Here is a 13,426-nt window from a genome sequence, read left to right on the forward strand (position 1 = left end):
ATCGATACTCTATTTTTTATGTATTTTCCATATATGGTAGCACATGTTAGATTAATTTTGTAAGCGTTTTCAATTAAATCTGAAAACAAATTAGATCGGATGATAGTTTTACAAAAAGGAGAGAATGCATGTGACTGGATATGAGGAAGTAAAAAAGAGATTAAGAGGATCCATTGCCCCGATTATCACTCCGTTCCATGAAGATGGTTCGATTGATTTTCAAACCCTTGAAAAACTGATTCATTGGCATATTGAGAGCGGAAGCCATGGTATTTCTGTGACAGGAACGACCGGCGAACCGAGTTCTTTGACAGTAGAGGAACGCGTTCAGGTGATGGAAATCGCAGCAAAGGCGGTCAACAAAAGGGTTCCTTTCGTACCGGGTACAGGGTCGGCGAATCATGAAGAAACTCTTTATTTAACTAAAAAGGCTCAGGAGCTAGGTGCAGATGCAGCTATGGTCATCGTGCCTTATTACAATAAGCCTTCACAGCACGCTCTTTACAGACATTTTAAAGTGGTGGCTGAATCTGTAGAAATACCAATCATCATCTACAATATTCCGGGCCGGACAGCGGTTAACCTGGAAGTGAAAACGATGGCCCGTCTGGCAAAGGATGTGCCGAATATTATTGGTGCAAAAGAATCCAATAAAGATTTTGAACACATTAACCGTGTGCTTTTAGAATGCGGAAGAGATTTTCTTCTTTATTCCGGTATTGAATTGCTTTGCTATCCGATGCTTGCAATTGGCGGAGCGGGCTACATCAGTGCTACAGCGAACGTCGAGCCGAGAAAAGTCGCGGATGTTTACAACGCTTGGAACGAAGGAGATATTACCCGCGCGCTTAATCTGCATTATGAGCTGATGCCGTTAAATGATGTTCTGTTCAAAGACACAAATCCGGCACCGCTCAAGGCTGCTCTCGGGATGATGCACAAAATCAAGCCCGTGCTCCGTATGCCGATGGATCTTCCAACAAAAGAGCTTCAGGATGAAATCAGAAATGTACTGAAAGCGTACGTAGAACTTCCCGAAGAGGCAGGAACGATTTAAGAAAATTGGAGGAGGCCATGAAAAGATATGAAGACACAATCAAGTAAGTCGGCTGCAGAGCATAAACAGCTCGAGGCTATTATGCAATATATTAACGGGGAATTTCTGAATTCGGACCAGACATTTGAAAATGTAAATCCTTATACGAACAGCAGAATTAATGAAGTAGCGGAGGGACGGAAGGAAGAAATCGATCAAGCCGTCGCTTCTGCTAAACATGCCTTTGTTCATTGGGGTTCCATGAAAATAGAGAAACGGATGAAGTTCATTGAGCGGATTGCCGCATTGATTGATGAGGAAATTGAGGAGATTGCCTACTTAGAATCTCTTGATACCGGCCTGCCCATCAGCCAGACAAGAAAAATGACTTCCAGGGCAGCGGAGAATTTCCGGTTTTATTCACGGATGGTTCAGACGAAGCTGCATGGAGAGTCGTATGCGGCAGACGATGAGTTTATAAACTACACCGTGTATAAACCCCTTGGTCCCATCGGTCTTATTACTCCGTGGAATGCGCCGTTTATGCTGGAAACGTGGAAGGTCGCTCCGGCGCTTGCGACTGGAAATACCGTCATTTTAAAACCTGCAGAGCTTTCACCGCTTACGGCTAATAAGCTTGCAGAGATTATTCATAAAGCAGAGCTTCCTCCAGGCGTTTTTAACGTCGTGCATGGATTTGGAGAAACAGCCGGGGCCGCGCTTGTCGCTCATCCTGATGTGAAGGCCATCTCGTTCACAGGGGAGACAAAGACCGGATCAATCATCATAAAAAATGCAGCCGACAGCCTGAAAAAAACGTCGATGGAGCTTGGCGGAAAGTCTCCTCTTATCGTTTTTGACGATGCGGACCAGGAAAGGGCGCTGGACGCGGCGGTTTGGGGGATTTTTTCTTTTAATGGAGAACGATGCACAGCGAACTCCCGCTTATTTTTGCAAAAGAACATTAAAGAATCTTTTATTGCAAAGCTGAAAGAGCGTGTCCAAAATCTTGTAGTCGGTGACCCGCTGGACACGGGAACTCAGCTTGGACCGCTTATTGAAAAAGAACATTGCAGCAAAGTACGCTATTACATTGATTTAGCGAAAGAAGAAGGCTGCACGGTTTTTCAGGGGGAAATGCCGGAGGAGCTGAAAGCAGGGAATTTCGTGCCGCCCACCTTGCTTTTGAATGCACGAAATGACATGAGAGTTTGCCAGGAAGAGATCTTCGGGCCGGTTATGTCTGTGATTGAATTTGAGACAGAGGAAGAGGCGGTTGAGCTTGCAAATGATGTTCCTTATGGCTTGGCAGGTTACGTGTGGACAAATGATTTAAAGCGGGGACACAGGGTTGCACAGGCGGTAGAGGCGGGAATGCTCTGGGTAAATTCACAAAATGTACGCGATCTCCGCATTCCTTTCGGAGGAATGAAAGCAAGCGGAATCGGAAGAGAAGGCGGCCATTACGCGATGCTGGAGTTTTACTGCGAGCCAAAAGTTATTCACGTCGCACTCGGCGATCATCACATTCCGCAATTCGGAAAAAGAAAGGGGAGTTAAGCATGCCGGCAAAAACGGGAAAACAGTATATTGAACGCGTAGACAAAGCGGAGGCGGAAATCTGGATTGACGGGGAGCAGGTTAAAGGCAAGATCTCTGAGCATCCGGCTTTTAAAGGGGTGATGAAATCACAGGCTGAGCTGTATGATATGCAGTTTGATTCTGATAAGAAGGATTACATGACGTATGTGTCGCCATCAAGCGGAGAAAGGGTTGGTACATCCTTTATGCAGCCTTCCACAAAGGAAGAGCTTGTGATGCGCCGCAGGATGATGCAGGAGTGGGCCCGATATAACGGGGGAATGATGGGGCGCTCTCCTGATTACATTAACGCTGGCCTTATGGCATATGGCGCGGCATCCGAAATGTTCGGCAGCCAGGATCCGATGTATGCGAAAAATATGCAGAATTACTATGAATACGCCCGCGAGAACGATTTATCTCTCACCCATACGCTCATTCAGCCGCAGGTCAACCGGGGAGTCAATGCGTCCCAGCTGCCGGATCAGTTTATTGCAGCGAGAATGAAAGAAAAAACGCCGGATGGAGTTGTCATTAAAGGAGCAAGACTGCTTGCAACCCAAGGCGGAATTACGGATGAAATCATGGTTTTTCCTTCTACGCTGCTTAAGCAGACGGACGAAGAAAATCCATATGCCTACGCATTTTGTATTCCAAACAATACGCCTGGCCTAAAATTCATTTGTCGCGAATCATTTGACTATGGAAAAACAAGCTTCGATCATCCGCTGGGCTCACGTTTTGAGGAGATGGATACAATCGTCGTTTTTGATGACGTCACCGTTCCATGGGACAGAGTCTTTTCCCTCGGTGATGTGTCGGTGTGCAATCAGGCATATAACGAGAGCAGCGCCGTCGTTCATATGACGCATCAGGTTGTAGCGAAAAATATTGCCAAAACGGAGTTCGTTCTCGGCATTTTGCAGCTCATGGCTGAGACGATCAACATTGGACAGTATCAGCATATTCAGGAAAAAATATCGGAGGTCATCATTGCTCTTGAGACGATGAAAGCATATGTTACGGCATCAGAGGCCAATGCGCAGCCCGACCGCTGGGGCACGATGACGCCGGATTTCGCTCCGCTGAACGCAGCGCGTAATTATTTTCCGAAAATTTATCCGCGGTTCACAGAAATTATGCAGCTTATGGGGGCAAGCGGGCTGATGGCCCTTCCTTCTCAAGCAGATTTCCAATCGGCAATCCGTCCTGACCTGGATAAATTCCTGCAGTCTGCAACCGGTGATGCAGAAAGCCGCGTCAAGCTGTACCGCCTTGCATGGGACGTTTGCATGAGCTCATTCGGCTCAAGGCAAATACTGTACGAGCGCTTTTTCTTTGGCGATCCGGTCAGGATGGCAAGCGCGCTCTACACCGGATACGACAAGCAGGAGCATGTGGACCGGGTAAAAGCATTCCTGGACCGGTCAGAGGAACTGATTAAAAATAATGGATGAAAAGAGGAATCGTCATTGACGGACTTTAACATTATTCGAGTTGCCAGAACGGTTTTGAACGTAAAGGACTTGGACCGTTCCCGGAAGTTTTATGTGGACGCCCTTGGATTCATTGAAACAGAGCGGACAGATGAGGCCATTTACTTAAGAGGCTTGGAAGAGCATACCCACCATAGCCTTGTCCTGAAAAAATCCGAACAGTACGGTGTTCATGCCCTTGGATATAAGGTGGAATCGAATGAAGATCTGGACCGGCTTCAGGCACTTTTCCAATCAAAAGGGCTGAAAACAAAATGGCTGGAGGAAGGGACCCAGCATGCACTTGGAAGAGCCCTTCATGTTCATGATATTTCCGGCATGCCGCTCGAATTTTTCTGCAAAATGGATGCGGCTGAGAGAATGCTGCAGCGTTACGATCTTTATAAAGGAGCGAAAATACAGCGCATTGACCACGTTAACTGCAGTGTTCCGGATGTGGAAAAAGCGTATAACTTCTTTGTAAATGAACTAGGGTTTGCGTGCTCGGAATATACCGCGACCGATCAGGACCGGATTTGGGCAGCATGGCTGCACCGCAAGCAAACGGTTCATGACCAGGCTTTTATGAATGGGGAGGGACCTTGTCTCCATCACATTGGCTTTTGGCTGCCGGATCCGATGGCGATTATTCATTGCTGTGATGTCCTGGCTTCTCTTGGGTATGCTGCAATCATCGAACGCGGTCCGGGGCGCCACGGATTATCGAACGCCTTCTTCCTATACTTAAGGGATCCAGATGGATACCGCATTGAGCTGTACAGTGGAGACTATTTAACAAGCGATCCAGATTTCAAGCCGATCCGCTGGGATTTAAACGACCCGAGACGCCAAACGTTCTGGGGAACGAAAGCACCGGACAGCTGGTTTAATGAGACGGCTCCGTTTTTGGATATCGAGACGGGGGACCCGGTTGGAACCTCTGCCCCGACACTTGAACAGAAGAAGCCAGAATTTATGATTTGATGAAAGGAGGGGAACCCGGGGATGGAAACAATCTATTTATCTAAGCCCCCAGTAAAAGCAAGTGCTTCGGAAGAATGCGTTCTTGCGTTCGGGTTTTTCGACGGCGTTCACTTTGGACACAAAGGGATTCTTGAGAAAGCAAGATTAATAGCGGCGGGAAAAAACTGTGCATTTGGAGTGATGACCTTCTATCCTCACCCCTCCGATATTTTGTTCCCTGAAAGGAAGCCGATGACCTACTTGACACCGCTCTCTGTAAAAATCAAACGGTTTGAGCAGCTTGGGGTGGATAAGCTATTTGTAATCGAGTTTAATCCGGAACTTGCCCGGCTTTCTCCAGAAGATTTTGTTGAACAATATATAAAATCTCTTCGCTGTATTCATGCGGTAGCGGGGTTTGATTATCATTACGGCTTTAAAGGGGAAGGAAGCATGAAGACCCTTCCCATCCATGGAGCCGGTTCTTTTGAGGTGACGTCTGTAGAGAAGATTGAAAGGGAAGGGACGAAGATTAGCTCCACTGAAATTCGCCGTCTTTTAGATGCCGGAAAGGCAGAAGCAATTCCTGATTATTTGGGAGATTACTTTGAAGTGGAGGGGGTCGTGACACAATGCTCCCGCCTGGCTGATCACGAACAATTTGCATCAGTTGCACCCGATCCGGATTACCGCCTTCCGAATAAAGGAGTCTATCAAATAAAGGTGCAGATAGGCATCCGTACTTACTTGGGAATCTGTCATCAAATAACCAATCAAGTGAACCGATCCAGCCTCCTTCTTCAGGTGAAAAACTGCCCCGAAGACATCCGGAGCAAGCGATTAAAGTTAAATGGCTGAAGCATCTTTACTCAGCATCAATTGAAGCAAGAGGTTTCTATGATTATACGTCTATAGAAGAGATGGTCATGTAAGCCTCCTTGAGTGAAAATAAATAAAAAGGTGTGAGGATGAATGGGATTACAAGTGAAATCATCTGATGATTTTCGGCTGAATTACGAGAGGATTGCAGGTTCACCAGAGTTCAAGCAGCTGATTGCTGCAAAGAAACGGTTTACGATCGGAACGACGCTGTTTTTCCTTTTCTTTTCCCTGCTCCTTCCTATTCTAGCCTTTTACACAGATGTATTGACCATCCAGATCGCGGGCTCCATTACGTGGGGATGGATTTTTGCTTTTAGCCAATTTGCGATGACGTGGTCCGTTTGCCATCTATATGTAAAGAAGGCGGGAGAGTTTGATGATATGGCGAAGCGAGTACTGGAAACTGAGATTAAAAGGAGCAAAGTGAAAAATGGATATTAAAGTTGTTTCTCTTTTTCTTTTTGTAGTCCTCATTACTTTATTTATTACGTTTTACGCTTCAAAGCGCACCAATAATGCAAGCTCTTTTTATACAGCCGGAGGCGGACTGAACGGCTGGCAAAACGGGTTCGCGATTGCGGGGGATTTTATGTCTGCCTCTTCCTTTCTGGGGTTGATCGGTGCCATCTCTCTAGTTGGATATGATGGGTTTTTCCTCATGTACGGTGCGCTTGTTTCCTACTTGGTTGTCTTGCTGCTCGTTGCGGAACCTCTGAGGAACTTAGGGAAATACACGCTGGCAGATATGATCACCGAACGGTTTAATTCAAAGAAAATCAGGGGTGTCACTGCCTTTAATGCGCTAACGATCTCTGTTTTTTACATGCTTGCACAGCTTGTGGCGGCAGGAGCGCTGTTTAAACTGCTTCTTGGAATACCTTATGAACTATCCGTAGTGATTGTCGGGCTTGTCATGCTCGTTTTTGTTATTTTCGGGGGAATGACTGCGACAAGCTGGGTGCAAATAACGAAGGCATTCCTCTTGCTTGGCGGAACACTGTTTGTTTTCATTTTGGTCATGACCAAATTTGATTTCAACATCATGCTGCTTTTCGATCAGATGAAATCGGCCACACCCCTAAATGAAGCGTATTTGAACCCGAGAGCGAAGTACACGAATGGGCTGGATGCAATATCCCTTACACTGGGACTCATCCTCGGTACAGCAGGCTTGCCGCATGTATTAAGCCGGTTTTTAACGGTACCTGATGCTAAGGTTGCGCGGAAATCGGTTGTGTATTCTATATGGATCATCGGCTTGTTTTATGTCATGGTCATTTTCTTAGGCTTTGCAGCTGCAAAATTTGTTGGAGCGGAAGCGATTATGGCTGCCAATCCGGCAGGAAACATGGCGGCCCCATTACTTGCAGAAATTTTGGGCGGTGATATTCTGTTTGCGGTTATTTCAGCGGTAGCGTTTGCGACTATACTTGCAGTTGTAGCAGGAATCGTTGTAACCGGGGCTACGGCATTCTCCCATGATTTTTACAATGAAATCATTAAAGATGGAACCGCAACAGAAAAGCAGCAGATGAGAATGGCAAGATTCGCTTCAATCGCGATTACGGTTCTCTCCATCATCATGGCCCTATTCGTTCAAAAAATGAATGTAGCGTTCCTTGCATCATTAGCCTTAACGGTTGCAGCCAGCTCTAATTTGCCGGTTATTCTTTTTACAGTCTATTGGAAGCGTTTTAATACAACTGGAGCGATCAGCGGTATTTTGACAGGCCTGATTTCCACTATGCTATTCGTTGCGTTAAGTCCAAATGTATGGAATCCTGTGGCCGGGGCAGCTTTGTTCACTGGTGATCCGATATTCCCGCTTACCTCTCCGGGAATCGTTTCAATTCCTCTTGGTTTCTTAGGGGCTTACGCTGGAACTATGCTTTCAAAAAGGAAAGCTGCGACGGGGAATTTTCAGGAGATCTTGGTTAAAACCAACACGGGCAGTGACGTAAAAGGGGTTACCCATCAATAAAACATTGGGAGGAATGGAATTGAAGACAGCCCTATTGAAAATGGCAGGAACCTCCGGGCTCAAATTGGTGCAGGTTCGGGGGGAAGAATTCGTCTACAAGGAGAAAACTTATCAAACGAATGACCTGATTCTTGAAACGCCCATATCAGGTACGGTTTATGGAACAGTACTTAACTATAAGGGCGAACTGGAGCTGCTGGGAGATGCTGTTCATGAGCCTCCCTACAAAAAAACTCCGGCCGCACCCGTCCTATACATTAAGCCGGCGAACACAATCTCTGGCCACGGCATGCTGATTCCGCTTCCGGAAGGGGTAGAGGAATTACAGGCTGGCGCTGCTCTTGGAATTGTCATTGGCAAAAAAGCGGTCCGGATAAAGGAAGAGGAAGCCCTCGAATATGTCGCAGGATATACAGTGGTAAATGATGTGAGTATTCCGTATTCGAGTGTATACCGGCCTCCCATTATGCAAAAGTGCAGAGATGGTTTTTGCCCGGCAGGTCCCTGGATTGCAGCTCGTGAAGATGTGGAAAATCCGGATGCATTATCGATTCGAGTTTTTGTCAATGAAGTTCTGCAGCAGGAAACGACGACGGCGAATCTCATTCGTCCTGTTTCAAAATTGATAGCTGATGTAACAGAATTTATGACGCTGGAAGAAGGAGACATTCTGCTGGCAGGGGTTTCTGAAAATCCTCCTCGTTTGAAAGACGGAGATACGGTCAAAATTTCCATAGAAAGTGTAGGTTCGCTGCAGAACCGAGTGGCAAAAGAAGAGGAATGGATGGTGCAGCTATGAAAAGAGCGAGGGTAGCCTATGCAGGAGCCGTTCATGAAGCCGTGGAAACAAATGGTCAGGTAAAACTGGATGACGGACGTTTGGTTAAGGAAAATGAAGTTGTATGGCTTCCTCCAGTCAACCCCCGTACCGTATTTGCCCTCGGACTGAATTATGCCGATCATGCGAAGGAGCTTGACTTTCAAGCGCCTGCCGAGCCGCTCATATTTTTAAAAGGGCCTAATGCATTCGTTGGCCACCGCGGCCAGACGAGACGGCCGGCAGGAGTTGAATACATGCATTATGAATGTGAGCTTGCTGTTGTAATCGGGAAAAAGGCGCGGCACGTAAAGCGTGAGGAAGCGTATCAGTATGTGAAGGGATATACGATTGCCAATGACTACGCCATTCGTGATTATCTCGAAAACTACTTCCGGCCGAATTTGCGTGTAAAAAACCGGGATGGCTGCACACCAATCGGGCCATGGCTGACGGATGCGGCAGATATTGCGGATCCTATGAATCTGGCACTCCGCACATTTGTAAACGGGAAGCTGACGCAGGAAGGAAATACAAGGGATATGGTGTTTGATATACCGGACTTGATCGAATACCTCAGCAGGTTTATGACCTTGGAAGAAAACGATATCATTCTCACGGGAACCCCGGAGGGACTCTCGGATACTGCTGCGGGGGACATCGTTGTAACAGAAATTGAAGGAATAGGAAGATTGGAAAATACGATTGTCAACGATGAAGTATTTGGCATCCAAGATGTAAAAAAGGAGGAGCCCCATGCCGCACATCGTGGTCGAATACACAAAGAACATTAAGGATCAGGCGGACATTCCTGAGCTTTTGAAAAAAATAAACGGCATCCTCCTATCAAGAAGCGATCTATTCCCAAAAGGCGGGATCCGTTCCAGAGCGATTGAGCTTCAAGACTATTTTATTGCAGATGGTCAAGAAGACGATGCTTTTGTTCATATCTCAATGAAGATTGGAGCCGGGCGTTCGGAAGAAGACAAAAAGGATGTTTGTGATGAGCTGTTTGAGATGGCGAAACATCATTTTCAAATGCTGTTTTCATCACGATATCTGGCCTTGTCGATGGAACTCGCAGAATTCAGTGAAGCGGGGACCTATAAGCATAACAATATCCATGAGCGGTTTAAAAAAGCACCCCGGTAGTTTTCAGGGGTGCTTGACTTTTATTTTACGAGTTTCACAAGCATGTGAGCCAGTGCGTGCTGCTGTTCCTTGTCTCCCACTTTCCATAACTCATTCAATAAGTATTCTTCTGAATTACGGGGCTCTTCATGTTTAGCTAAGTGATCAGCCACTTTCTCCGCTGCTTTAGCAAGCTGTTCTTCACCTAAACCAAGCTTTTCACCTTTGCTTACCTTATCAGACAGATAACTTTTGAACGTTTCAAAGTCTTGTAAAATACGATCTTTTTTCTCGGAGTCCATTTGATCAACTTTTTCATCAACATTATTAATGTTTGGCATTTCAATTACCTCCTTGAATTTGGTATATGTAACAATACCCGGTGTTCAAGTATATAAACGTATAAACTTTTAAAATTTTCTTACAATGATTATACAAAGATTATACATAGTGTATTTTTGTAAAACATTTCAGAAAAGTTGAAATTTTCAGCTGTGAAAAGTAGTCTGTAATTATAGTAGTTGAAGGGGTGAAGCAGATGAATAAAGTAGGGAAACAGCATTTAGTATATGCCATGGGACCGAACCGGGAGCCTGTTCTTAGGGTTAAGTCAGGAGAAAGAGTGGTGTTTGAGACGTGTGACTGTTTTGAGGACCAAATCACTTCTGTGGATACTGCGTTTGATTCATTGAATTGGGAGCGGATTAATCCGGCTACCGGACCGGTGTTTGTAGAAGGAGCGGAGCCGGGAGATATTCTATCAGTCACGATTGAGAAAATAACGATTGCAGACCATGGAGTAATGGTCACGGGACCTGATTTAGGTGTGCTGGGAGGGGAGCTTAATACCAATTCAATCCGAATTCTCCCTATCAGGAATGATTATGCTTATTTGAATGATTCTCTCAAGGTCCCAGTCAATAAAATGATCGGAGTTATTGGAACGGCTCCTGCCAGTGAAGAAATTTCCTGCGGAACACCTGATCTTCATGGCGGAAATATGGATTGCAAGGAGATTAAAGAAGGAGCCACGCTTTTGCTTCCGGTAAATGTGGAAGGAGGCTTGCTTGCACTCGGTGATCTTCATGCAGCGATGGCAGATGGTGAAGTGGCGGTGTGCGGCGTGGAAACAGCGGGAGAAGTAACTGTTACAATCCATGTTATAAAAGGCAAAAGACTGCCGTTGCCAATGCTGATAAATGATTCGGCCATCATGACCATTGCATCCAAAAAGGAATTGGACGAAGCAGCCAATCAGGCAGTGAAAAATATGGCGGAGTTTTTAGTAAGCGAACTGAATTTCGAAAAGGATGAAGCCATTTTCCTATTATCATTAGCAGGAGATTTAAAGATTTGCCAGGTTGTTGATCCGAATAAAACCGCGAGAATGGAACTGCCATTGAGGTATGTTGAAGATAAGTATGACTTACAGATTCTTATAAAGGGGCAGAAAATTTTAAGTTAAAGCCAAGATAGGAGAAATGTCAAATGAGGGAAATTCTCGTACTCGGAGGTACTAAATATTTCGGCCGGAAATTGGTTCAGCGGTTAATAGAAAACGCTGATCGGGTGACCCTTGCAACGAGGGGTTCACACGATGACGGATTTGGAAAGCAAGTGGAGCGATTGAAGATCGACAGGGAAGATAAATATTCCATGATGACCGCGTTCGAGGGCAAAAGCTGGGATCTTGTTTATGATCAATCGTGTTTAGCTTCACAAGAAGCATGGGATGCAGCGGTAACTCTTAAGGGAAAATGCAGCCGGTATATTTTCACTTCTACTCAAGCTGTTTATGAATATGGAACCAATCATAGGGAAGAGAGTTTTAACCCGATGTCCTTCACCTATCAGCTTAAGAAAAGGTCTGGTTATCAAGGATATGAAGGCTATCAGGAGGCAAAGCGGGCTGCTGAAGCTGTCCTGTTCCAACATGGGTCTTTTAAAACAGCCGCGGTTAGAATGCCAATCGTAGTATCAGAAGATGATTATACTGAAAGGCTTAAATTTCATGTGGATAGAATTAAGCAGTCAAAGCCAATCGGAATGGCGCATCTGGAATTTCGCTACAGCTTCATCCACGCGGAGGAAGCTGCTGATTTTCTTTTTGAAGTGGGAAAGAGCGATTTCGCAGGTGGCATTAACCCCGGATGCAGTGAAGATATTAGTTTAGATGAACTTGTCCAGAAAATTGGCAGGATTGTTGAGAGGAAACCACTAATTGAAAGCAATCAAACGGATGATAATGGATCCCCTTACGCCCTTCCTGGCTCCTGGTCCATTGATACGGTCAAGGCCCGGAGCCTGGGCTATAGGTTCTCAAGCCTTCATGAGGTTTTGGATCCATTAATCCGTTTCTTTCAAAAGTAAAGAATCCGGCGGAGGTTCACTTATTTAACGATATAGACAGGACACGGTGATTTCTGACTGACGTAATGACTGACGCTTCCTAAAAACAATTCCTTCAGCTCTGTAAGGCCGCGGCTTCCCATTATAATGAGTTCAGCATCTTTCTGTATAGCGTATTCAACAATTGATAAAGATGGCGTCCCCAGAAGAACAGCGGTTTTAATGGTGTTCGGAAGCGAGCTCAGGTTACTTTTTGCCTCATCCAAATGTTTTCTGGCTTCCGCTAGCAAATCCTCTCGAATTTCCTTTACTGAGAGGAGATCCGAATAGGCTTCTGGTGAATTAGGTTCCACAACCGTAATAATGTTCAGTTCAATTCTTTCATCTGCCTGTGCAAGGGATGCAGCTTTCGCCAGTGCTTTTTTGCTTGATTCAGAGTGATCATAGGGAACGACTATTATAGAAACAACCGTAATCATATGCATACCCTCCCAAGCCGATTTTTAATGGTCTTTTCCCCATGGAAAGTTTTGCAAAACGGATTCGGAAATTTTACTTATTAAGGAGCGGAAAAAAATGAGTATGTTAAGTAATCAGTATAAGCTAGTGAAGCAGACAAGGGAGCTCCTGTTCGAGTTTTGTGAAGGTTTAGATTCGAGCCATTATACACAGGAGCTCGAAGCATTCGGATGGGGATCCATAAGGAACCTGCATGTACATGTTGCGATGTGCTATCAATCCTGGCTGAAAAGATTCGGGTTAAAACAGGAGCATGCCGATATCAAAGAAGGACAAATAAAGAATGTTGAAGAGATGCGGCGTTTATTTGAGAAGGTGGACCGGCTCGTTCTTCAATTTCTAATAAAATATGAAGATGCCCCTTATACATTGCTAAAAGGCAAGGTGTCCTGGCAGGAAGAAGAGGAAGAACTGTCCGTTCTCTGGCTGCTGACTCATACGATGACGCATGAATTCCACCACAAAGGACAGATTGTGTCCATTGCCCGTCATTTGGGCTACACTCCCGCAGATACGGATCTTATCATTCCGGCAGATAAAGGACGGTTAATTGAACAAAAACATTGAAGCTGGGCCGGTTTGAAAAGTTGATTTGCACAAAAGAATAAGGTATCATAAAGTCTACAAATAATGGAAGGGTGACCCTATCGCCATGATCAGCTAATCCTATTTCTAAAAACATTCGTATACGA

15 protein-coding genes are annotated in these 13,426 nt (G+C 45.4%); 13 read left to right on the plus strand and 2 right to left on the minus strand.

All coding sequences use genetic code 11. The annotated features are described in order from the left end of the window. Positions 1-130 precede the first annotated feature (130 nt). From hpaI to J9317_RS06745, 10 genes are all read left to right on the plus strand, one after another. Positions 131-1,057, plus strand: coding sequence for a 2,4-dihydroxyhept-2-ene-1,7-dioic acid aldolase (hpaI, locus tag J9317_RS06700; RefSeq protein ID WP_347880504.1), 927 nt, complete (start codon positions 131-133; stop codon positions 1,055-1,057). 27 nt (positions 1,058-1,084) lie between these two features. Further along, positions 1,085-2,596, plus strand: a complete 1,512-nt coding sequence (hpaE, locus tag J9317_RS06705; protein ID WP_211557238.1) for a 5-carboxymethyl-2-hydroxymuconate semialdehyde dehydrogenase — start codon at positions 1,085-1,087, stop codon at positions 2,594-2,596. Between the two features lie 2 nt (positions 2,597-2,598). Beyond that, positions 2,599-4,074, plus strand: a complete 1,476-nt coding sequence (hpaB, locus tag J9317_RS06710; RefSeq protein ID WP_211557239.1) for a 4-hydroxyphenylacetate 3-monooxygenase, oxygenase component — start codon at positions 2,599-2,601, stop codon at positions 4,072-4,074. 15 nt (positions 4,075-4,089) lie between these two features. Continuing rightward, positions 4,090-5,076: a 3,4-dihydroxyphenylacetate 2,3-dioxygenase gene (gene hpaD, locus J9317_RS06715; RefSeq protein ID WP_211557241.1), complete on the plus strand. Its 987-nt coding sequence runs from the start codon at positions 4,090-4,092 to the stop codon at positions 5,074-5,076. Positions 5,077-5,097: 21 nt separating this feature from the next. Further along, positions 5,098-5,913, plus strand: a complete 816-nt coding sequence (locus J9317_RS06720) for a cytidyltransferase (RefSeq protein WP_211557242.1) — start codon at positions 5,098-5,100, stop codon at positions 5,911-5,913. A 114-nt stretch (positions 5,914-6,027) separates the two neighbouring features. After that, the gene (locus J9317_RS06725; RefSeq protein ID WP_211557243.1) at positions 6,028-6,378 is read left to right on the plus strand and encodes a DUF485 domain-containing protein; all 351 of its coding nucleotides are present in this window, start codon (positions 6,028-6,030) and stop codon (positions 6,376-6,378) included. Beyond that, positions 6,368-7,918: a solute symporter family protein gene (locus J9317_RS06730; RefSeq protein WP_211557244.1), complete on the plus strand. Its 1,551-nt coding sequence runs from the start codon at positions 6,368-6,370 to the stop codon at positions 7,916-7,918. The genes J9317_RS06725 and J9317_RS06730 overlap by 11 nt, the downstream gene beginning before the upstream one ends. 19 nt (positions 7,919-7,937) lie before the next feature. After that, positions 7,938-8,717, plus strand: coding sequence for a fumarylacetoacetate hydrolase family protein (locus J9317_RS06735; protein ID WP_249292029.1), 780 nt, complete (start codon positions 7,938-7,940; stop codon positions 8,715-8,717). Further along, a complete protein-coding gene (locus J9317_RS06740) occupies positions 8,714-9,529 on the plus strand; it encodes a fumarylacetoacetate hydrolase family protein (protein WP_211557252.1) in 816 nt (271 codons plus the stop codon). The genes J9317_RS06735 and J9317_RS06740 overlap by 4 nt, the downstream gene beginning before the upstream one ends. Beyond that, positions 9,492-9,887 carry a 5-carboxymethyl-2-hydroxymuconate Delta-isomerase gene (locus tag J9317_RS06745; RefSeq protein WP_211557254.1) on the plus strand — a complete coding sequence of 132 codons (396 nt, stop codon included), beginning with the start codon at positions 9,492-9,494 and terminating at the stop codon, positions 9,885-9,887. Before J9317_RS06740 ends, J9317_RS06745 begins: the two co-directional genes overlap by 38 nt. Before the next feature lie 20 nt (positions 9,888-9,907). On the opposite strand, the gene J9317_RS06750 is transcribed toward J9317_RS06745, so the two are convergent. After that, positions 9,908-10,207, minus strand: a complete 300-nt coding sequence (locus J9317_RS06750) for a DUF3243 domain-containing protein (RefSeq protein ID WP_211557256.1) — start codon at positions 10,205-10,207, stop codon at positions 9,908-9,910. A 197-nt stretch (positions 10,208-10,404) separates the two neighbouring features. Here J9317_RS06750 and J9317_RS06755 point away from each other — a divergent pair, with 197 nt between their 5' ends. Together J9317_RS06755 and J9317_RS06760 are read left to right on the plus strand one after the other, a co-directional pair. Then, a complete protein-coding gene (locus J9317_RS06755) occupies positions 10,405-11,331 on the plus strand; it encodes an acetamidase/formamidase family protein (RefSeq protein WP_211557258.1) in 927 nt (308 codons plus the stop codon). A gap of 23 nt (positions 11,332-11,354) precedes the next feature. After that, a complete protein-coding gene (locus J9317_RS06760; protein WP_211557262.1) occupies positions 11,355-12,236 on the plus strand; it encodes an NAD-dependent epimerase/dehydratase family protein in 882 nt (293 codons plus the stop codon). Between the two features lie 20 nt (positions 12,237-12,256). Here J9317_RS06760 and J9317_RS06765 read toward each other — a convergent pair whose 3' ends face one another. Next, on the minus strand, positions 12,257-12,694 hold the full coding sequence (locus tag J9317_RS06765) for a universal stress protein (protein ID WP_211557264.1): 438 nt from the start codon (positions 12,692-12,694) through the stop codon (positions 12,257-12,259). A 97-nt stretch (positions 12,695-12,791) separates the two neighbouring features. Here J9317_RS06765 and J9317_RS06770 point away from each other — a divergent pair, with 97 nt between their 5' ends. Then, positions 12,792-13,301 carry a DinB family protein gene (locus J9317_RS06770; RefSeq protein ID WP_211557266.1) on the plus strand — a complete coding sequence of 170 codons (510 nt, stop codon included), beginning with the start codon at positions 12,792-12,794 and terminating at the stop codon, positions 13,299-13,301. The last annotated feature ends 125 nt before the right edge of the window (positions 13,302-13,426 follow it).

The sequence above is a fragment of the Metabacillus flavus genome (genome assembly GCF_018283675.1).
In the GTDB taxonomy this organism is placed as follows: domain Bacteria; phylum Bacillota; class Bacilli; order Bacillales; family Bacillaceae; genus Metabacillus_B; species Metabacillus_B flavus.